The sequence below is a fragment of the Hyphomicrobium zavarzinii ATCC 27496 genome (genome assembly GCF_000383415.1).
Classification (GTDB): Bacteria; Pseudomonadota; Alphaproteobacteria; order Rhizobiales; family Hyphomicrobiaceae; genus Hyphomicrobium_C; species Hyphomicrobium_C zavarzinii.
Map to the genome: position 1 here is coordinate 46,543 of NZ_KB911258.1, position 19,204 is coordinate 65,746.

Below are 19,204 nucleotides of genomic sequence, written 5' to 3' on the forward strand. Positions count from 1 at the left end.
GAACTGGGCGAGCATTTTTTTTGGCAGGTGACGAACGGCGCGCGCCGATGCTATAAAAGCGCATGTCAGAGAAGTTGACACATATAACTGTCATACTATCTAGACCCCGAGGGTTTTGTGCGGGCGTGGTTCGCGCGATTGAGATCGTAGAGCGTGCGCTCGAGCTCAGCGGACCGCCGGTCTACGTTCGCCACGAGATCGTCCACAACAAGAGTGTCGTCGAGGACCTGCGCGCCCGAGGCGCGATTTTCGTCGATCGGATCGCTGATATCCCCGAAGGCGCGACGACAGTTTTCAGCGCGCACGGCGTTTCGCCATCCGTGGAGGAGGAGGCCAAGCAGCGTTTTCTCGACGTCGTCGATGCAACGTGCCCTCTCGTCCGCAAGGTCCATAGTGAGGGACGTCGCTATGTCCAACAGGGCTATGACGTCGTGATGATCGGCCACCGCGGCCACGCCGAGGTCGAGGGCACGATGGGCCAAATTGGCGTTATGGGGAAAATTCACCTCGTGGAAACGCCGGCGGATGTCGCCGCGATAGACGTCGCGGATGCCACGCGAGTAGCTTACGTCACGCAGACGACGCTCAGTCTGACCGACGTGAGGCAAACCGTCGAAGCCTTGAAGCGGCGCTTTCCTTCCATCGTCGGGCCGGACACCCGTGACATCTGCTTTGCGACGCAGAACCGCCAGGCGGCCATCGCCAGCATCGTCGACCGCATCAACCTGCTTCTCGTCTTAGGTTCGAAAAACAGCTCGAACGCCAATCGGCTGCGAGAAATCGGCGAGGCGCGGGGTGTGCCTACCTACATGATTGAGGATGCGCTCGCGTTCGATCCGGACTGGCTCAAGGGCGTCCGTACTGTCGGCGTGACCGCAGGAGCATCGGCGCCGGAGCGGCTGGTGCAGGATCTCGTCGTACGAATGAGCGAGCTGAGATCCGTGAGTGTTGAGGAAATGGACGGCCGGAAAGAGACCGTACGATTTCGCCTGCCGGACAGGTTCTTGGATGGAGCCGTGCGGGCGGCGAGCGGCATCGGAAGGTGACAGGCATGGCGAAGACCTATCCGTTCTCTGCGATCCTCGGTCAGGAGGAAATGAAACGCGCGCTCATGATAGCGGCCGTCGATCCCGCAATCGGGGGAGTCTTGATTTTCGGCGATCGCGGAACGGGCAAATCGACGGCTGTTCGTGCGCTGGCCGAGCTGCTGCCGCCGATGCTCGCCACCGCTGGCTGTCGTTACCATTGCGATCCTGACGCCAACGGATCAGGGTGTGCCGAATGTCAGGAGCGCCGGCAGGATGAGCCGCTCAAGAGCGAGATCATATCCGTTCCCGTCGTCGACCTTCCGCTCGGCGCGACGGAAGATCGGATCGTCGGAGCGCTCGATCTCGAACGGGCACTGACGCAGGGCGTCAAGTCTTTTGAGCCGGGACTGCTCGCGCGGGCGAACCGGGGATTTCTCTACATCGATGAAGTCAATCTGCTTGAAGATCACATTGTCGACCTCCTGCTCGACGCCGCGGCGTCCGGAGAGAATGTCGTCGAGCGCGAGGGCCTGAGCATTCGCCATCCGGCACGGTTCGTGCTGGTCGGCAGCGGCAATCCCGAGGAAGGAGAGTTGCGGCCCCAATTGCTCGATCGCTTTGGTCTTTGCGTGGAGGCGGTGACGCCGGAGGACGTGGAGACGCGTGTCGAGATCGTCCGCAGGCGCGATGCCTTCGAACGCGATGGATCCACGTTCCTCGCGGCTTGGCAGTCTCAAACGGATGAGCTGCGGCGCGGGATCGTGGCTGCTCGCGAGAGACTGCATGCGGTTTACGTCGGCGACGCGATCCTGCGGCAGGCATCCCAGCTCTGCGTGCGAGTCGGCGCGGACGGGTTGCGCGGAGAGTTGACGATCGTGCGCGCTGCGCGGGCGCTGGCGGCGCTGCAAGGTAATCATGCCGTGGTCGTGGAGCACGTCCGCGAGGTCGCGCCAGCAGCATTGCGGCATCGGCTGCGTCGCGACCCGCTCGACGAAAGCGCTTCGACGGTGCGCATCGGCCGTGCGATCGAGGAAAACTTCAGAGCGTGAGGCCATGGCGGGCGAGGCAGTCAACGCGGATTACGATGCTGCGTTCGCCGCGGCTCTTCTCGCTGTCGATCCAGTGGGCCTTCGCGGTCTCGTCCTCAGGGGACCGCCCGGTCCCAAGAGAGAGCACTGGTTGGCGCATTTCGGCTCGCTCCAGTCTGATCGATCGCGCGTCACACGACTGCCGGTTCACGCGACGTCGGCCCGGCTTCTTGGAGGACTCGACCTGGCGGCGACGCTTGCAGCCGGGCGGCCTCTTTTCGAGCGCGGCCTGCTTGCCGCAGCCGACGGCGGGACCCTTCTGATCGGGTCCGCGGAGCGTCTCGACCGCCACGCAGCGTCGCTGCTCTCGTCTGCTCTCGATCGCCGTGAGTTCGTCGTCGAACGCGATGGTTTTACGGAGAGACATTCTGCATCGTTCGCGGTTGTCGCCTTCGATGAAAGTTTGGACGACGATGAGGGGGTGCCTGCAACCTTGTCCGATAGACTGGCGATGATTTGCAGTCACGATGATCGCGCGCCGCTAACCGCAGCGAGCTGGACGATCGACGATGTGGCGCAAGCGAGGTTGCGCCTTGAGGTTGTGCACATCGGAGACGAATGGCTGCGCACGTTGGACGAGGTCGCGGCCCAGTTTGGCGTGAGGTCGCTTCACGTTTTTTCGTCGGCGGTCCGCGTCGCCCGGTGTAGCGCCGCGCTCGCGGGCCGCACGCAGGTTTGTGAAGACGACGTCGCTGCGGCTGCGCGCCTCGTCATTGGTCCGCGTGCAATCGTACTGCCGGTCGAAGGGACGCCGGACCGGCCGGAGCAGGAAAGTGCTGGCGACCAGCCACGGCCCGACGACACCGATCCCTCAAGCAGTTCCTCCGCACGGGATATGATCGTTGCGGCAGCGAAGTCCGCTCTTCCTCCCGGTCTTCTAAGCAGCCTGGACAATGGCACTTCGAGCAAGCGGTCCCTGCGATCCGGCCGCGCAGGACAGCCGATAAAAGCAACGCGCCGGGGTCGTCCTGCCGGCATACGCGCCGGGCGCTGGGACCGTAACGCGCGTCTCAACATATTCGAGACGTTACGCGCCGCCGCGCCATGGCAGAAGATCAGGCGAAAAACCTCTCCAGGGTCCCGTCGCATTCTTGTCAGGCCGGACGACTTTCGCGTCACAAGGCTGAAACACAAATCCGAAACCGCTGTTATTTTTGTGGTCGACGCCTCTGGATCGACGGCCATCGCCCGTCTGGCCGAGGCGAAGGGTGCGATTGAACTCCTGCTGGCGCATTGCTACGTCCGTCGAGACCAGGTGGCCTTGATCGCCTTCGGGGGGCGCGGCACCGATCTTCTGCTGCCTCCAACGAGATCGCTGACAAAGGCCCGGCGGGATTTGTCGGATCTGCCTGGCGGAGGCGGAACGCCGCTGGCGTCGGGCATCTGCGCAGCTGGAAAGCTTGCTGCACAGGTTCGTCGCAGAGGGCAGTCCCCGTTGCTGATTTTGCTGACCGACGGGCGCGCAAATCTGGCGATCGATGGAACCGCGGACCGGCCGCGCGCTATGTCGGATGCCCTGGCAGCCGCGGCGGCGATCAAGTCCGGTAACGTGCCCGGCATTCTGATCGACACGTCGAACCGTCGTGCAAGCGAGCCGGCTCAGCGGGTTGCCGAAGCTCTGGGCGCGCGATATCTGCCGCTGCCGCACGGAGATGCCGAGACGCTTTCGCAGGCCGTACGCCATCACGCCCGCCGGAGCGGACTGTGACAGCCCCCCTCGATTGGCAGCGCGACGGCCGTGACTGGCCTAACCGCGATGCCAGCAGTTTCGTCTCGGCGGGAGGGCTCGTCTGGCATGTGCAAATGATGGGGGCCGGCCCGACGCTGCTTTTGATCCATGGCACAGGCGCGTCCACACATTCGCTGCGCAAGATCATGACGTTGCTGGCCCGACAGTTCACGGTAATCGCCCCTGATTTGCCCGGTCACGGGTTTACGGCTGTGCCAGCCGATGCAACTGGACTGAGCCTCCCCGCGATGGCAGGGGGCATTGGCAAGTTGATGCGCAAGCTGGGCGCAGAGCCCGTTCTAGCGGCGGGTCATTCGGCGGGGGCGGCGATCCTGATCCGCGCGGCTCTGGACGGAGAGATCAAGCCCGCGAGCATCGTGAGCATCAACGGCGCGTTGCTCCCGTTCAGGACACCGGTCGGGCGGCTCTTTTCACCGATTGCCCGGATGATGGCGCTGTCGCCCGTCGTGCGACACATCATGGCGTGGCGCGCTCAAAGCCCGTCCGCGGTGGAGCGCGTGCTACGCGGAACAGGCTCGAAGCCGTCACGTGAGGACGTGGCGTTCTATAGTCGTCTGTTTGGCAATCCGGGACACGTCCAGTCGGCACTCGGCATGATGGCGAGCTGGGATCTCGACAGCCTGGTCAGCGACATGCACCGCCTCGGCCCGGAGCTCGTGCTCGTCGTTGGAGAGGATGATCGCGCGATTTCTCCTGCGGATGCGGAAGGAGCCGCGTCTCTCGCGCCGTCGGCTCGCATCGTGAGAGTCGCAGGCGCCGGACACCTCGCGCACGAGGAGAAGCCCGAAGAGATCGCGGAAATTGTAGTCGAAACGGCAATGCGGTTGTCGCTTCTGAGCCCTCCGGCGCGAAATGCGTGATTTCCCGCCAAGACGGTTGCGAATAATGTAATTACAGTATTTAATGTCAAACTATGTTGACACTTCCGTCACATTCCCGCAACGCCGCGTCTTCTGATGGCCGCCCACATGCGATCGTGATCGGCAGCGGCTTTGGCGGGCTGGCTGCAGCCATCCGGCTCGGTGCACGGGGCTACCGCGTGACCGTCCTGGAAAAGCAGCTGAAGCCCGGCGGTCGCGCTGCCGTCTTCCGCCAGGACGGCTTCACGTTCGATGCTGGCCCGACAATCGTCACAGCGCCGTTCCTGTTTGAAGAGCTTTGGGGGCTCTGCGGACGGCGCATGTCGGACGACATCGATCTGAGGCCGCTCGATCCCTTCTACCGGATCCGCTTCCACGACGGACGGACAGTCGACTGCAACAGCGATCCGGCCGCGATGCGGGAGGAAATTCGCCGGATCGCTCCCGAAGACGTCGCCGGTTACGACCGCTTCATGCGCTTCTCCGAGGAGATCTATACCACCGGCTTCGAGAAGCTTGGGCATGTACCGTTCTCTTCGTGGACCGACATGGCGCGCGTTTTGCCGTCTCTCCTCCGCCTGAAGAGCTTTCGTAGCGTTTATGGGGTGGTGTCGCAGTATGTACGCAACCCACAGGTCCGCATCCTTCTGAGCTTCCATTCGCTGTTCGTGGGCGGCAACCCGTTCGACGTCACGTCGATCTACGGCCTCATTTCATTCCTGGAACGTCGATGGGGCGTGCACTTTCCGATGGGTGGAATGGGATCGCTGGTCGAGGGACTTGTGCGTCTGATCGCGGGGCAAGGCGGCCGCATCGTCTACGGCGCCGAAGTCGCAGAGGTGCTCCTCGATGGTCGCAGGGCGATTGGCGTGAAGCTCGCAACGGGCGCCATCATGCGATCCGACATCGTCGTCTCTAATGCCGACGCTGCGTGGACCTACCACAAGCTCGTTCCATCCCACGCGCGTCGTCGCTGGACGGACCGGAAGCTCGAGCGGGCCCGCTACTCCATGGGCCTCTTCGTTTGGTACTTCGGGACGACGCGGCGCTATGCGGATGTCCCGCACCACACTATCCTGCTCGGCCCCAGGTACCGGGAGCTTCTGCGCGACATCTTCCGAAAGAAGACGCTCGCAGAAGACATGAGCCTATACCTTCACCGGCCCACGGCGACGGATTCCTCCATGGCTCCGCCCGGCTGCGACGCATTTTACGTCCTGTCGCCCGTTCCAAACCTCTGCGCATCCATAGATTGGAACAGCGAGGCAGAGCGGTATCGCCGCGCGGTGGCGAACGTCCTGGAGTCGACAGTGCTGCCCGGGGTCGAAAAAAATCTCGCGACCTCTCGCGTGGCGACGCCGCTGCATTTCGAAAGCCAGTTGTTGTCGTTCAAGGGAGCCGGCTTCAGCTTCGAGCCGATCCTCACCCAAAGCGCTTGGTTTCGCCCACACAATGTCAGCGAAGATATTGATCGCCTCTATCTCGTAGGAGCGGGCACCCATCCGGGAGCAGGAGTCCCGGGCGTTCTCTCGTCGGCTCGGATTCTCGACACGGTGGTACCTCATGCAGCCGCACTCGCTTGAACTCGCGCACGGCGCGCATTCAGATCTCATGGCCTGCCGCGCTCTGCTCCGCGACGGATCGAAATCCTTCTACTCTGCTTCGTTCCTTCTTCCCCGCTCTGTACGGGAGCCCGCGACGGCGCTCTACGCCTTTTGCAGAGTGGCGGACGACGCCATCGACGTTGCAGCGCGCCATCCGGGCGCGATAGAGATGCTTCATCAACGCCTGCATCAGGCCTACATCGGCGAGCCTTGGGCGATCGCATCTGACAGGGCTTTCGCGCGGGTAGCGCTGCAGCATCGCATTCCGCAAGAAGTACCTAGAGCGCTGATCGAGGGCCTTGCGTGGGATGCCGCCGGGCGGCGCTACGAGACCATCGATGATCTCATTGCCTATGCGGTGCGCGTCGCAGGGACGGTGGGCATCATGTTTGCGCTCGCAATGAACGTTCGATCCCCTCAGCTTCTGGCGCGTGCCTGCGACCTCGGCATTGCGATGCAACTTACAAATATCGCGCGAGACGTGGGCGAGGACGCTGCTGCGGGCCGCATCTATCTTCCGTTGAGATGGATGCGCGAGAGCGGGCTTGATCCGGACGCTTGGCTTGCTGCGCCGAGGCCATCCTCAGCACTAGCCCGGGTGGTCGGGAGACTGCTTCTTACGGCAGACGAATTCTATCGGCGGGCCGACTCGGGCATCGCGGCCCTGCCGGCGCTCTGCCGTCCAGGCGTCAATGCCGCCCGCCTGATTTACGCCGAGATCGGTAGAGAGGTCACACGCAACAGGCACGATTCCGTCTCGCGTCGCGCCGTCGTGTCCAAGGAACGTAAGCTTGCGCTGATCGCCCAAGCGCTTGTCCCGCCAAACGAGGCGCCGCTCGCGCGCGATCTTCCGCCCGCGCCGGCGGCGAAGTTTCTGATCGACGCCGCGTCTCACCTCGAGCCCGCAGATACGCTGCCTGCATGGTGGAATCTGAATGGGCAAGCCGTCCGGCTGATTGAAATCTGGGAGCGGCTCGAGAGGCGCGAGCGCGCGGCACTATGAAGAGAAGTAGTTCGTTCGGTCCGGGCAGGGCCGGGAATGGGTGCAACACATGACGTCGATGGAAGGCACGCCCAAGAAACGCAGCACGCCGGTTTTGGATCGCGTCTCAATTCCGGCCGACCTCCGCGCTTTGCCGGAGAGCGACCTCGTTCAACTGGCTGATGAGCTCCGGCAGGCGACGATCGACGCTGTGTCGGTCACCGGGGGGCATCTCGGCGCCGGCCTCGGTGTCGTCGAGCTCACCGTCGCCTTGCACCGCATTTTCGACACGCCCAGAGATCGGCTGATCTGGGATGTCGGGCACCAGGCTTATCCGCACAAGATTCTCACGGGCCGGCGAGAACGGATTCACACGCTGCGCCAGCCCGGCGGGCTCTCGGGCTTCACGCGCCGTTCCGAAAGCACGTACGATCCGTTCGGCGCGGCGCATTCCTCGACGTCGATCTCCGCCGGTCTCGGCATGTCCGTCGCTCGCGATCTCAAAGGCGAGACGAACAATGTCATTTGCGTGATCGGGGATGGCGCCATGAGCGCAGGCATGGCGTATGAGGCCATGAACAACGCGGGAGCGGCGGATGCGCGTCTTATCGTCGTTTTGAACGACAACGATATGTCTATCGCGCCGCCCACGGGGGCGCTGTCTCGCTATCTCACGCGCGTCACCTCGGGTGGCGTGTATTTGCACGTCCGCGATCTCGCGAAGCAGCTTGCCAAGAGACTGCCGAAGCAATGGGAGCGGCGCGCCGCGCGGATCGAGGAACTGTCGCGGACCTACTGGTCCGGAGGCGCATTCTTCGAGGAGATGGGCTTTTATTACGTCGGCCCCATCGACGGACACGATCTGTCTCAACTTTTGCCCGTGCTGCAGAACGTCCGCGACGCCGATCGCGGGCCGATCCTGGTGCACGTCGTGACGCAGAAGGGAAAGGGCTATGCCCCGGCCGAGGCATCGCCCGACAAATACCACGGAGTGGTCAGTTTCAACGTGCTGACCGGTGCACAAGCGAAGCCGAAGCCGAAGGCACCATCTTACACGCGCGTGTTCGCCGACAGCCTCGTGGCGGAAGCTCGCAAGGACAGTCGCATCGTCGGCATAACGGCGGCGATGCCCGATGGGACCGGCATTGACGTGTTTGCTAAGGAGTTCCCGGATCGCGCGTTTGACGTTGGCATAGCCGAGCAGCACGCCGTAACGTTCGCGGCTGGTCTTGCGGCCGAGGGCCTCAAGCCGTTTGCAGCCATCTATTCGACATTCCTGCAGCGTGCTTACGATCAGGTCGTGCACGACGTGGCGATCCAGCGGCTCCCGGTGCGCTTCGCGATCGACCGCGCCGGGCTCGTCGGTGCGGACGGGGCGACCCACGCCGGGTCGTTCGATTTGGCGTATCTCGGTTGCCTGCCTCACTTCACGATCATGGCACCGGCTGACGAGGCCGATCTGGTCCACATGGTGGCCACCGCAGCGGCCCTCGACGATGGGCCCTCGGCAATTCGCTACCCGCGAGGCGAAGGAACGGGAGTTCCACTTCCTCGAGAGGGCGCCCCACTGCCGATTGGCGTTGGGCGCGTGGTTCGCGAAGGCACGAAAGTTGCGCTCCTCTCTCTGGGCGGGCGCCTGAAGGAATGTCTCGCCGCAGCCGATAAGCTATCTGCACTCGGACTATCGACAACAGTAGCGGACGCGCGGTTCGCAAAGCCGATAGATCACGCGCTCGTGCGCCAGCTGGCGCGCCATCACGAATTGCTCGTCACCGTTGAAGAAGGCTCGATCGGCGGCTTTGGCAGCCAGGTTCTCCACTCCCTCAGCGGAGAAGGCCTGCTCGACGGCAAGCTGCGCATCCGCTCTCTGGTCCTCCCTGACGTGTTCATGGAGCACGGAGCGCCGGACGCCATGTACGCGGCGGCAGGGCTGGACGCGGCAGGTATTGTCGGGGTCGTTCTTGCGATGATCGGCAACGATGTGCTGACCGGGGGCGCCGCCCTTAGCCATCTCTGAGAGCGGACGTGGATGGTGGGTTATGGCCTGATCGAACTGGCGTTTGTCTTCGGTGTCGTGCTGGCGGTGGCCGTGTGGGAGCTTTATGCGGTGCGCAAGAGCCTTGGTCGCCAACGCAAAGACAAGGACGAGGGCGATGACGGGCGGCGGCAGCCATGACCGCATTTTCGCCACTTGCGTTCATCGAACTGGCCGTCGTTGCCGCGTTCGCCGTCGCCTGGGCCATCCTCGAGCTGGTCTGCAGGCGGCTCGACCGGCAACGCAGTGCGAGACCTGAAGTCAAGGAAGATCAAAACGCAGCCCCGAGAAGCGACGCCGACATCGAGAATTGACGTGCGCTGCGGGCATTGACGGGCCCCCTAAAAAGGGAAAGTCTGAGCTCAACCGGCGGGGTGCAGATTGGGGATCGGAGATCGGACATGATACTATCGACGAACGCCAACCTTTGGGCCATCGCTGGGATGGTTTACGCTCTCGCTGGAGCATGCCTGCTCTGCAATTCGTTGTTTCTTACACCCGCTCCCGAGAGAGCCGGCGCACCGGGAGATGCCTTCGCCAGACGCAAGCTCTACGAGCAGTGGCTCGATTCCCGCGTAGGTGGCGCGCTTGTCGTTGTCGGGTTCTTTCTGCAGGCGACCGGTTCACTCGGCTCCAATTCTCTGAACGTTCCAGCCGCGTTCGTCCTTCTTGGCCTCGCGCTCGGCGCTGTCTACTACGCGATGATGAAGGGCTTGATGGTTGAAAACCTTTTGGAGAAGGCGGAGCCGCAACGGACGGAGCGCCCGCTGGCGCTCGTGTATCGTGCTGAATGCCCGGAGCCGGCACCCGCCGTTTCGGCGGATCCGGTATTCGAGCAGAAAGCACCGTCGTCAGCCAGCACGTCAGAGCACAAGCACGGCTGAGCCCTTGGCACAGCGCGTTGACGTCACAAATGTGCACGACTGGGGCGCAAAGCCTAGCCCGCCCTCGCGGAGTGCCCATGGGCGCGTGATTGATGCGCTTGTCAAAGCCGGCTGCGAACATGTCCTTCTTGACGAAGGAGTTTCTGGCGCCCGGGGGAAGCCGCCCTGCCCTGGACCGAGCTTTGGGTCAACTTCGGCCAGGTGACGTGCTGGTGACTTGGAGGCTAGATCGCTTGGGGCGCAGTCTGTCCCATTTGATCCATGTCGTAGCGGCACCCCCCGTTCATCCCCGCGTGTGCGGGGAACACTCAGCGGCCATTGCGTCGCGACCGCTCTACAGCATTTGGGAGGAAGTTGATCGAAAGCATCGCGTCCGTGGCCGGAAGGCCGTCGCGCCATGATCGTCATCCTGATGGTATTGCTTGCCGCGCATTGCGTGACGGGTTTTGCGATGACGACCGACGCCTGCTGGGGATCCACGATGCTCGAGATTGTGCACGAAGCACTCGCCTACATTACGCTCACCGTCGTTGGACTGCATGTCACGGGCGTCATCATCCCCAGCATGGAGCACGGAGAGAATCTGGCCAAGGGTATGTTCACCGGACGCAAGCGACCTGAATGAGCAATGCCCCGGATTTCCAGTGCCTGCCTCCCACATATGCCAATCGTCGCCGGCACGCGCCTAACACCGTCACATCATGCAGCAGCCTGCACCCAGCAGCAGGTCGGCCTTCTTCTTTTGCTCATCGCTCAACACCTTGTAGAGCGCCTCGGTAGCCGGGGAGAGGGCCTTCAGAGTCTCGACCATGCTCTCCATCGCTCGAATGTGCGCCTGCAAACGCTCGACGGCACTGCCTGACTGCATGGTCTGCATCATCGCTGCGTATGTGCTCTGCATAGTGGAAGCACGGGCTTTGACGGCGTTCACGTACCCGTTCCAGGCTTCTGTCTGGGCCTCGGAGATGCCGAGCTCGGCTTTGAGATACGCAAGCCGCCCCTCCATCATTGGGCCGTTTCCCATCATCATGCCGGGGCCCATCATCTCCTGCATTCCGGGCCCCATCATGCCCCAGCCCATCATTCCTGGTCCCATGCCTCGACCCATCATGCCGGGTCCCATCATGGGCGCCGAGTGGCCACCTTGGTCCTGCGCAAACGCCACCGAACCCGCTGCCGTAGCCAGGACAGCTGCTGCCGCGATCGTCCGTCGAATTGAGTTGGTCATTTTGCGTTCCTCCTATGCGTCCCGGAGCGGAGGTCACTCGGATGAGCACCTGATGACAGATGCCACACTCATTTAGTAATTCTGCATCTGCATCCTTCGCCGGCCGGATTCAATTTGCGAAATCGCTGCGCTATCAAGCCGCGACCCCGAAGACCGCCCCGATCCCTGCCGTCAGAGCCATGGCAAGCGCGCCCCAGAAGGTCACGCGAAGGGTGGCTTTGAGTACATTTGCTCCACCCGCCTGGGCACCGATCGCGCCGAGAATCGCCAGGAACAGGAGCGATGCCACGGAGACACCCGTCACAAGCATCGCGGCCGGCAGGAGCAGCGCCATAAGAAGCGGAAGGGCCGCACCTACGGCAAAGGTCGCAGCTGAGGTCAACGCCGCCTGGATCGGGCGAGCTGTCGTCACTTCCGATATTCCCAGCTCGTCGCGGGCATGTGCCCCGAGCGCGTCCTTCGCCATGAGCTGGTCCGCCACTTGATGCGCCAGATCGGGCGACACTCCCCGGCCGATGTAGATCTGCGCCAATTCCTCGCGCTCGAACTCAGGCTGGGTTGCGAGTTCGGCTCGCTCGCGGGCAAGATCCGCCTGCTCGGTGTCCGATTGCGAGCTGACCGAGACGTACTCACCGGCAGCCATCGACATCGCCCCGGCGACAAGCCCCGCAAGCCCTGCGATCAATACCTCCGCCCGTCCTGACCCAGCCGACGCCACACCAACGATCAGACTGGCAGTCGAGACGATACCGTCGTTGGCGCCGAGAACTGCTGCCCGTAGCCAGCCGATGCGGGAGACGAGATGGGACTCGGGATGGATATGCAGGCGCGACATATCTTCGTTCCAGGACGGCTCATTCCTAATTTACCGCCGATGCTTCCGCATTCATAGCTGGATCGATAGAACTCAACGAAGGCCTCCCGACAGCGATGTCGCCCACCAGCTGCCGAACCAGACCAACGGGTCATAAGCGGAAATCTCGCGTGCCGTCCGCAGTCCGTGCGGACTGCGTTTGGCAGGCAGCCGCTCCTGACGCTCAGATGATGATGTGTCTTCTCGGAGTGAATTATCTTGCTATTCGGATGTAAATAGCATCAATAGCATTATCGGTTTTGGCCAGACAATCGGGCCGTCTGCCCACGCTGTTGGGCGTACGCTTAGAACATCTCAAAAAATCGTTTACCGGATGTGCCACGCTTTTGAGCGTGAGCATTGGCTTTTGCTTGGCAAAATGAGGAACTAAAATGCAAAATGGTACCGTGAAATTCTACAATACCCAAAAGGGCTTCGGTTTCATTCAGCCGGACGATGGCAGCAAGGACGTCTTCGTCCACGCCACCGCGCTTGAGCGCGCAGGACTGCATGGTTTGAACGAAGGCCAAAAGGTCTCGTTCGACACGCAGGAAGATCGCCGGTCGGGCAAGACCGCCGTTGCCAACATCGCAGCTGCATAAGCTGCGTGTTCGGGCCGGTTTAATGTGAACTCTTGGCCGTCCCTTGCGGGACGGCCATTCTCCCGGTGTGCGACAGCCTTATCAAGGCGGGCCAGGAAGCAAGGGACATTCTGGTAAAATCGCATCTGACGCATCGAACGCCTCCGTTCCCAACCAACTCAACGAGGCCGCCGACCAGGTGCTCTCAACTCTTGCCTCTGACTTCGGAAGCCAAGGCACTCAGTACTGATGTAAGCTGACGCGGAAGTATGCCCGATCTTGGCCTGCAAGCGGACGCGGGTCTGTAGAGCCGTCTCGGCACGGCCATGGATGCTGGCGATTTCGCCTAATGAGACGAACCTGCTCCATGGGTTTGGTTAGCCACGGGCCAGAAACTGACGTCTCCTCAATTTGAATCAATTCATCCACATCGTGAAAATTAAATGTCAGCAAGCGCGCGCTAGACTGGCCCCTACGTATGGAGGCCGCAATGATCACGAGTGTAAGTTCCCCGACTTTCACACGTACCCGCGAGATTGCGAGTTCGGACAGGTCCGCCGCGTCTGAAGTCGCGGTATCGAATATCGACATTTCGCGCCTGACGGACACGGATCTCGATAAGGAGATTTTGAACCGCTACATCAAGGCGGTCGATGACGCGCTCTCCGAGCTCACTCTGTCCGCGTCAGTCGTCGGCGCCACGAAGGCGCGGATTGAGGGCAACAACGCCTTCGTAAAAAATCTCATCGACTCCAACACCCGCGGCATCGGCCAGCTCGTCGACGCAGACCTGAGCGAGGAGGCTGCCAAAATGAAGGCCCTGCAAACGCAGGAGCAGCTAGCGATTCAAACGCTTGAAATTTCGAATAGCGGCTCTCAAAACCTGCTGCAGATACTCGGGTAGAGGCTCACCTCAAAACCCGATCTCGCCAGCAGCCGTCAACGCCCCGAACGCGCCATCCCGGCGATGCGGTCTCCCATTTTACAGGAATGAGTGACAGCAACAGGACGCCACCGGTCTATCTCAGCACTGCTGAACTGGCCGAGTTGTTGAAGATGTCGACCCGCGGGCTGGAAAAGATGCGGTGTACCGGGCGTGGGCCTAGGTATGTCCGTCTTGGAGAGGGCGGCAAGGCAAAGGTTCTCTATGATTTGGCCGATGTGAAGGTCTGGCTTGAAAAGCACAAACGGTGATGGCGAGAGCAGGATGTTGCCGACGGAGCGCTGGAGCTGCTCTTGGCAATTCGTTCTGCCCAAGTTGGGTTAGCAGCATCATTCGCCCCAGGAGTTCGCTGAGCTGGGGCTTGAGGGATGGCGCTTCGATGTAATCGCAGCCGAAGCTGCGGGCGGTGTCCTGCGCCTTCTGAAGCCGGTTTCGGGATTGACCAACATTGCCCATCGCGGCATCGCGCCAGGACAGGAGCAGCTCGGCATCGATAATATCGACGGCGTGTTGGGCTCTGATCCCGCGCGGGTCATCGGAGATACGGATGTTGGTCGATAGCATCACCACACCGGCGTGCTTCGAGGCATTGAAATTCCTTCGGCACGCGGCGGACGAGGCACCAGTATCCGTTGACGTTGCGGGGCCGAGCCGGTTCGCGTTTCCTAGACATGGGGCATCCGTTGAAAATGGACCGGCCTCCCATCAATCACACGGGATTTGGCTAGTCATTGTGTGTAGGAACCCCTCGTAGCTACGACATACGCCGCTGCCGGAAGGAGTGCGCTTAACATTTTCAACGATGTAGGATTGGACGCTATGGCGGAGGGAGTGGGATTCGAACCCACGGTGGGCTTGCACCCACGCCGGTTTTCAAGACCGGTGCCTTAAACCACTCGACCATCCCTCCGCAGGGTCCGTCTCGGCGCGCGCCGAAGCCAGGGCTGTTCTGGCCGCGAACGTCCGAAGCTGTCGAAGCCTCTCGCCGAATGGCGAGCTGCGAAGCTTCGGCCCAGTTCCAAAACGAGCTGGCACATCTGCCGGCGCGCCGGTCGCCGAGCGGCGTGGGACCCTATACACACTCCGGCCTTGGCCCTCAAGGACAGGTTAACGCGGCATGAAGGCCCCCGGCCGCGCCACTTAACGGGATGGCAATCGCTTTCTGCGATGCTGCGAGGGCTTATCGGTGAAGACCGCGCAAACAGCGGCACCCGGAAGCGGCTAGGCAGGAGGGCTCGCGTTCGGAGCCCGTGGGATGGCGTCATGTTGAGTGTGTACAGCCAAGGTGCGTCCGCGCCTCGGCTTTTGAAACCGATTTCTCGAGAGATCCCCGCGCGCAAACTAGGTCCGGCGCCGTTCGTCGCCCTGGCCGCTGCGCTGGTTGCGAGCGCCCTGGGCGGCTGCTCCAGCACGCAGAGCGCGGTGTCGAGCGCCTTCTCACCGCTCGCCTCGTCGTCCAAGCAGCCCATGTTCCCCGAATCCAAATGGGGCGTCTCCGCCAGCCGTCGTGTCGCAGGCGAGAACGAGCGCATTCCCAAGGGTGGCGGCCGCTACAAGGTGGGTGAGCCCTATCAGGTTGGCGGACGCTGGTACAATCCGCGCGAGCAGCCCGACTACGATCGCATCGGCGTGGCCTCGTGGTACGGCAGTGATTTCCACGGCCGCCATACGGCCAACGGCGAAGTCTTCGACATGAATGCGCTGACGGCCGCCCATCCGACGCTGCCGATGCCGAGCTACGTCTACGTGACAAACCTCGCCAACGACCGCACCATTCTGGTGCGCGTCAACGATCGCGGCCCTTACGTGGGCGAGCGCATGATCGACCTTTCCAGAGCCTCGGCGCGTGAGCTGGGCCTCATGTCCGGCGGAACCGGGCGGGTTCGCGTCCGCTACGCCGGACCGGCCCCCCTCGACGGTAACGATGCCCGCGAGCGCCAGTATCTCGCCAGCCGCTCGGGGAATGGCGGAACCGACATCGCCGCCTACGAGCGGGATCAGTCCGCGCGGGAGTGGGAGCAGTACCGACGCAAGGCATTCGGACCGCAGGGCGTGGCACAGGAAGCCCAGCCGCCCGTGGGGGTGCCGCCGGTTGCCTACGCCGACGGCGCGTTCAACCGGAACGCGGCAAACCCAAGCTATGCACCCCGCAGCTACGCGGCGGCCGAGCCACAGCAGGATAGCGGCTGGTCGCCTTCGTCCTATCGCGCGGGGCTGGTCGCCCGCTAAGTCTCACGGGCAACGGCGGCGAGTTCTGGGTACCTCAAGAAAAAGACTGAAGGAACAAGCGTTTGCAAGGGCGCCTGTGCCATCTTCCGCACGTCCCATCCCTGTCCTATATCCACGGGCGGAATCTGGAACATTTGTAACGCGAACCGCACCCCGGTTCGGCGTAGAAGATGCGACCGGAGCAAGGGACAGGGGCAGGATTTATGTCTCGCTATTTCAAGGAATTCGCCGCTCTCGTTGCGGCTGGCTTGCTCGGCGTCGCGGGCGCCTCGATGTTCGATCGGGAGGCGACCGCGCAAAGGGCGGAGATCGGCGTCGCGCGTGAGGTGCCGCCGTCGCGCGAGGTTGCGCAGTACTCGTTCTCGCCGATCGTGCGCCGCGCCGCGCCGGCGGTCGTCAACGTCTACGTTCAGCGCCGCGTGCAGACCTTCTCCTCGCCCTTCGCCAACGATCCCTTCTTCCGTCAGTTCTTCGGCGATGCATTCGGCCAGCCCTCCGAGCGTATTCAAAGCTCGCTCGGCTCCGGCGTGATCGTGAGCCCGGAAGGCATCGTCGTCACCAACACGCACGTCATCCGGGGGCGCGGCGAGACCGAGATCCGCATCGCGCTCGCCGACAAGCGCGAGTTCGACGCGAAGGTTCTGACCCAGGACGACAAGACGGACATCGCGATCCTCAAGATCGAGAACGGCGATCATCGCTTCCCGACGCTCGAGTTGGAGGATTCCGACACGCTCGAAGTGGGCGACATGGTGCTCGCCATCGGCAATCCGTTCGGCGTTGGCCAGACGGTGACGAGCGGCATCGTGTCCGCGCTCGCCAGGAGTGAGATCGGAAACTCGGATTCCCAGGTGTTCATTCAGACCGACGCGGCGATCAACCCCGGCAACTCGGGCGGCGCGCTCGTCGACATGTCGGGCAAGCTCGTCGGCATCAACACGATGATTTTTTCCCAATCCGGCGGCTCGCAGGGCATCGGCTTCGCGATCCCGTCGAACCTCGTGCGCCTTTACGTGCAGGGTGCCGTGGAGGGCCGCAAGGTCGAGCGGCCGTGGCTCGGTGCGCGCCTGGAGACGGTCACGCGCGACATGGCCGAGGCGCTGGGTCTCGATCGTGTCGCAGGCGCCGTCGTCGCGCGCGTGTCCGATAAGGGGCCGGCCGCAGGCGCTGGACTGATCGCGGGAGATGTCATCGTCAACGTCGATGGCTTCGAGGTGGGAGACGCGCGCGCGGTCCACTATCGCCTGACGACGCGCGGCATCGGCAGCCAGGTCAAAGTGGGTGTCATCCGCAAAGGACAGCCGCAGACGCTCGAGCTGACCCTCGTGGCCGCGCCGCAGCCCGGCCGCGACGACGTGCGTAACCTCGCCGGGCAGCATCCGCTCGATGGCGCCCGGGTTTCCAACATTCTGCCCGCGGTCGCCGACGAGCTCGGCATCGATGAAGGCGAAGGCGTCGTCGTTCTCTCCGTCCGCCGCTCTTCCACCGCCGCGCGCCTTGGCTTCCAGCCGGGCGACATCATCGTGCAGGTGGGCCAGGTGCAGGTCTCGACCGTGAGCGACCTGGAGAAGCAGCTTGCCGTTCGTCAGCGCATGTGGCTCGTGGCCGTGCGCCGCGGCGACAAGGTGTTCAATCTCCAGGTGCCGGGATAGGCGAAGCGTCCCCTCCAGGCTAACATCGGATCCATGAGCAATCTCTTTGAAGCCGCCGGGCTCGAAAAAAGCGCGCCCCGCCCGCTGGCCGATCGTCTTCGGCCGCAGAAGCTGTCGGAGGTGGCAGGGCAGGCGCACATCGTCGGGCCCGAAGGCACGCTGACGCGCCTGCTCGCAAGCGGCCGTCTGCCGAGCCTCATCCTGTGGGGACCGCCCGGCTGCGGAAAAACCACCATCGCGCGCCTTCTCGCCCATGAGACCAAGCTCGAGCTGGAGCAGCTCTCGGCGATTTTTTCCGGCGTTGCGGAGCTGCGCAAAGCCTTCGACCGGGCCAAGGCCCGCCGTGAGCAGGGTCGCGGCACGCTGCTCTTCATCGACGAGATCCATCGTTTCAACCGCTCTCAGCAGGACAGCTTCCTGCCTTATATGGAGGACGGCACCATCACGCTCGTCGGCGCGACAACGGAGAACCCGTCGTTCGAGATCAACGCCGCCGTGCTCTCCCGCGCGACTGTTCTGACGCTGAACCGTCTCGACGAGGATGCGCTGGAGGATCTCGTGAAGCGTGCCGAAGCCGAGGAGCGTCGGCCCCTCCCGCTGGACGCGGACGCCCGCGATGCCCTGAAGTCGATGGCCGACGGCGATGGCCGGGCCGTCATCAATCTTGCCGAGGAGGTGTTGCTGGCGGTGAAGCCCGGCGGCAAGCCTCTGGACCGGGCGGCTCTCGTCAAGCTCGTGCAGCGCCGCGCGCCGCTCTATGACAAGGGGCGTGATGGTCACTACAACCTGATCTCTGCGCTCCATAAGGCCGTGCGCGGATCGGATCCCGATGCCTCCCTCTACTGGCTGTGCCGGATGCTTGACGGGGGAGAGGATCGCCTGTTCATCGCCCGCCGTCTCGTGCGCATGGCCATCGAGGACATCGGCCTTGCCGATCCCCAGGCGCTCGTGATCGCCAACGCGGCCAAGGAGACGTTCGATTTTCTGGGCAGCCCCGAGGGGGAGCTGGCGCTTGCGGAGGCGACCATCTACCTGGCCACCGCCCCCAAATCGAACGCCAACTACGTGGCCTACAAGGCGGCCATGCGTGCCGCCAAGGAGCACGGCTCGCTGAGCCCGCCCAAGATCATCCTCAACGCCCCCACCAAGCTGATGGAGGAGGAGGGCTATGGCGACGGCTATCTCTACGACCACGACCAGCCGGACGCCTTCTCGGGGCAGAACTACTTTCCCGACGAGATGCGCACCCGTCCCAAGTTCTACGATCCCCCCGAGCGGGGCTTCGAGCGGGAGCTTGGTAAACGCCTCTCCTACTGGGACGGCCTGCGCAGAAAGCGGCAGGACAGCCAATAGGCTCATGCAGCTCAGATAACCGGAAAACCGTGGCCTGGGCGATCTGGCCAACCTCGCGGCCGCCCCCTATAGTCCGTGGCGCGACGGCCGGGGAGGGACTGAGCGCTCTGGCCGCTCGACGGGGCGGATCGAGG

At 63.1% G+C, this 19,204-nt stretch carries 19 protein-coding genes, 1 tRNA gene and 1 pseudogene; 18 read left to right on the plus strand and 3 right to left on the minus strand.

From position 1 onward, the window contains the following. The first annotated feature begins 62 nt into the window (after window positions 1–62). From ispH to F812_RS23580, 12 genes and pseudogenes are all read left to right on the plus strand, one after another. Window positions 63–1,046 carry a 4-hydroxy-3-methylbut-2-enyl diphosphate reductase gene (gene ispH / locus F812_RS0111305; protein ID WP_026868056.1) on the plus strand — a complete coding sequence of 328 codons (984 nt, stop codon included), beginning with the start codon at window positions 63–65 and terminating at the stop codon, window positions 1,044–1,046. Between the two features lie 5 nt (window positions 1,047–1,051). Continuing rightward, window positions 1,052–2,077, plus strand: coding sequence for a magnesium chelatase ATPase subunit I (bchI, locus tag F812_RS0111310; RefSeq protein ID WP_020086094.1), 1,026 nt, complete (start codon window positions 1,052–1,054; stop codon window positions 2,075–2,077). A gap of 4 nt (window positions 2,078–2,081) precedes the next feature. Further along, on the plus strand, window positions 2,082–3,824 hold the full coding sequence (locus F812_RS0111315; protein WP_020086095.1) for a magnesium chelatase subunit D: 1,743 nt from the start codon (window positions 2,082–2,084) through the stop codon (window positions 3,822–3,824). Beyond that, entirely contained in the window at window positions 3,821–4,726 is a 906-nt protein-coding gene (gene bchO, locus F812_RS23575; protein ID WP_040498237.1) for an alpha/beta fold hydrolase BchO, read from the plus strand. Before F812_RS0111315 ends, bchO begins: the two co-directional genes overlap by 4 nt. A 53-nt stretch (window positions 4,727–4,779) precedes the next feature. Next, complete coding sequence (locus tag F812_RS0111325) at window positions 4,780–6,309, plus strand: phytoene desaturase (RefSeq protein ID WP_020086097.1); 1,530 nt, start codon at window positions 4,780–4,782, stop codon at window positions 6,307–6,309. Continuing rightward, a complete protein-coding gene (locus tag F812_RS0111330) occupies window positions 6,290–7,333 on the plus strand; it encodes a phytoene/squalene synthase family protein (RefSeq protein ID WP_020086098.1) in 1,044 nt (347 codons plus the stop codon). Before F812_RS0111325 ends, F812_RS0111330 begins: the two co-directional genes overlap by 20 nt. A 49-nt stretch (window positions 7,334–7,382) precedes the next feature. Further along, window positions 7,383–9,329: a 1-deoxy-D-xylulose-5-phosphate synthase gene (gene dxs / locus F812_RS0111335; RefSeq protein ID WP_020086099.1), complete on the plus strand. Its 1,947-nt coding sequence runs from the start codon at window positions 7,383–7,385 to the stop codon at window positions 9,327–9,329. A gap of 12 nt (window positions 9,330–9,341) precedes the next feature. Further along, a complete protein-coding gene (locus tag F812_RS26520; RefSeq protein ID WP_020086100.1) occupies window positions 9,342–9,488 on the plus strand; it encodes a hypothetical protein in 147 nt (48 codons plus the stop codon). Next, complete coding sequence (locus F812_RS26525) at window positions 9,485–9,661, plus strand: hypothetical protein (RefSeq protein ID WP_020086101.1); 177 nt, start codon at window positions 9,485–9,487, stop codon at window positions 9,659–9,661. Before F812_RS26520 ends, F812_RS26525 begins: the two co-directional genes overlap by 4 nt. Before the next feature lie 87 nt (window positions 9,662–9,748). Beyond that, window positions 9,749–10,231, plus strand: coding sequence for a hypothetical protein (locus F812_RS0111350; RefSeq protein WP_020086102.1), 483 nt, complete (start codon window positions 9,749–9,751; stop codon window positions 10,229–10,231). Window positions 10,232–10,350: 119 nt separating this feature from the next. Then, a complete protein-coding gene (locus F812_RS27290; RefSeq protein ID WP_425337463.1) occupies window positions 10,351–10,632 on the plus strand; it encodes a recombinase family protein in 282 nt (93 codons plus the stop codon). Further along, window positions 10,614–10,856: pseudogene (locus tag F812_RS23580) on the plus strand (cytochrome b/b6 domain-containing protein); the annotation flags it as partial. The gene F812_RS27290 and the pseudogene F812_RS23580, both read left to right, overlap by 19 nt. 69 nt (window positions 10,857–10,925) lie before the next feature. On the opposite strand, the gene F812_RS0111360 reads toward F812_RS23580, so the two are convergent. Next, on the minus strand, window positions 10,926–11,459 hold the full coding sequence (locus F812_RS0111360; protein ID WP_020086104.1) for a Spy/CpxP family protein refolding chaperone: 534 nt from the start codon (window positions 11,457–11,459) through the stop codon (window positions 10,926–10,928). A 133-nt stretch (window positions 11,460–11,592) separates the two neighbouring features. Further along, window positions 11,593–12,294, minus strand: a complete 702-nt coding sequence (locus tag F812_RS0111365; RefSeq protein ID WP_020086105.1) for a VIT1/CCC1 transporter family protein — start codon at window positions 12,292–12,294, stop codon at window positions 11,593–11,595. Window positions 12,295–12,704: 410 nt separating this feature from the next. Here F812_RS0111365 and F812_RS0111370 point away from each other — a divergent pair, with 410 nt between their 5' ends. The 3 genes from F812_RS0111370 to F812_RS27125 all read left to right on the plus strand — a co-directional run bounded on the left by F812_RS0111370 (window position 12,705) and on the right by F812_RS27125 (window position 14,087). Beyond that, window positions 12,705–12,914 carry a cold-shock protein gene (locus F812_RS0111370; RefSeq protein WP_020086106.1) on the plus strand — a complete coding sequence of 70 codons (210 nt, stop codon included), beginning with the start codon at window positions 12,705–12,707 and terminating at the stop codon, window positions 12,912–12,914. 469 nt (window positions 12,915–13,383) lie between these two features. Then, entirely contained in the window at window positions 13,384–13,797 is a 414-nt protein-coding gene (locus F812_RS0111375; RefSeq protein WP_020086107.1) for a flagellin, read from the plus strand. Window positions 13,798–13,883: 86 nt separating this feature from the next. Continuing rightward, a complete protein-coding gene (locus F812_RS27125; protein ID WP_020086108.1) occupies window positions 13,884–14,087 on the plus strand; it encodes a helix-turn-helix transcriptional regulator in 204 nt (67 codons plus the stop codon). Between the two features lie 569 nt (window positions 14,088–14,656). On the opposite strand, the gene F812_RS0111390 is transcribed toward F812_RS27125, so the two are convergent. After that, window positions 14,657–14,746: transfer RNA gene (locus tag F812_RS0111390), tRNA-Ser, on the minus strand. Between the two features lie 353 nt (window positions 14,747–15,099). Here F812_RS0111390 and F812_RS27220 point away from each other — a divergent pair. From F812_RS27220 to F812_RS0111405, 3 genes are all read left to right on the plus strand, one after another. Next, the gene (locus tag F812_RS27220; protein ID WP_051113813.1) at window positions 15,100–16,065 is read left to right on the plus strand and encodes a septal ring lytic transglycosylase RlpA family protein; all 966 of its coding nucleotides are present in this window, start codon (window positions 15,100–15,102) and stop codon (window positions 16,063–16,065) included. Window positions 16,066–16,268: 203 nt separating this feature from the next. After that, window positions 16,269–17,717 (plus strand): Do family serine endopeptidase, encoded by a 1,449-nt coding sequence (locus tag F812_RS0111400; protein ID WP_020086110.1) that lies wholly within the window; start codon window positions 16,269–16,271, stop codon window positions 17,715–17,717. Between the two features lie 33 nt (window positions 17,718–17,750). Beyond that, window positions 17,751–19,070 carry a replication-associated recombination protein A gene (locus F812_RS0111405; RefSeq protein WP_020086111.1) on the plus strand — a complete coding sequence of 440 codons (1,320 nt, stop codon included), beginning with the start codon at window positions 17,751–17,753 and terminating at the stop codon, window positions 19,068–19,070. Window positions 19,071–19,204: the final 134 nt, after the last annotated feature.

Bases quoted from the DNA above. Each gene is read 5' to 3' on its own strand.
- ispH (WP_026868056.1), top strand. From the start codon at position 63: ATGTCAGAGAAGTTGACACATATAACTGTCATACTATCTAGACCCCGA.
- bchI (WP_020086094.1), top strand. From the start codon at position 1,052: ATGGCGAAGACCTATCCGTTCTCTGCGATCCTCGGTCAGGAGGAAATG.
- F812_RS0111315 (WP_020086095.1), top strand. From the start codon at position 2,082: ATGGCGGGCGAGGCAGTCAACGCGGATTACGATGCTGCGTTCGCCGCG.
- F812_RS0111325 (WP_020086097.1), top strand. From the start codon at position 4,780: ATGTTGACACTTCCGTCACATTCCCGCAACGCCGCGTCTTCTGATGGC.
- F812_RS0111330 (WP_020086098.1), top strand. From the start codon at position 6,290: ATGCAGCCGCACTCGCTTGAACTCGCGCACGGCGCGCATTCAGATCTC.
- dxs (WP_020086099.1), top strand. From the start codon at position 7,383: ATGACGTCGATGGAAGGCACGCCCAAGAAACGCAGCACGCCGGTTTTG.
- F812_RS26520 (WP_020086100.1), top strand. From the start codon at position 9,342: ATGGTGGGTTATGGCCTGATCGAACTGGCGTTTGTCTTCGGTGTCGTG.
- F812_RS26525 (WP_020086101.1), top strand. From the start codon at position 9,485: ATGACCGCATTTTCGCCACTTGCGTTCATCGAACTGGCCGTCGTTGCC.
- F812_RS0111350 (WP_020086102.1), top strand. From the start codon at position 9,749: ATGATACTATCGACGAACGCCAACCTTTGGGCCATCGCTGGGATGGTT.
- F812_RS27290 (WP_425337463.1), top strand. From the start codon at position 10,351: ATGTCCTTCTTGACGAAGGAGTTTCTGGCGCCCGGGGGAAGCCGCCCT.
- F812_RS0111360 (WP_020086104.1), bottom strand. From the start codon at position 11,459: ATGACCAACTCAATTCGACGGACGATCGCGGCAGCAGCTGTCCTGGCT.
- F812_RS0111365 (WP_020086105.1), bottom strand. From the start codon at position 12,294: ATGTCGCGCCTGCATATCCATCCCGAGTCCCATCTCGTCTCCCGCATC.
- F812_RS0111370 (WP_020086106.1), top strand. From the start codon at position 12,705: ATGCAAAATGGTACCGTGAAATTCTACAATACCCAAAAGGGCTTCGGT.
- F812_RS0111375 (WP_020086107.1), top strand. From the start codon at position 13,384: ATGATCACGAGTGTAAGTTCCCCGACTTTCACACGTACCCGCGAGATT.
- F812_RS27125 (WP_020086108.1), top strand. From the start codon at position 13,884: ATGAGTGACAGCAACAGGACGCCACCGGTCTATCTCAGCACTGCTGAA.
- F812_RS27220 (WP_051113813.1), top strand. From the start codon at position 15,100: ATGTTGAGTGTGTACAGCCAAGGTGCGTCCGCGCCTCGGCTTTTGAAA.
- F812_RS0111400 (WP_020086110.1), top strand. From the start codon at position 16,269: ATGTCTCGCTATTTCAAGGAATTCGCCGCTCTCGTTGCGGCTGGCTTG.
- F812_RS0111405 (WP_020086111.1), top strand. From the start codon at position 17,751: ATGAGCAATCTCTTTGAAGCCGCCGGGCTCGAAAAAAGCGCGCCCCGC.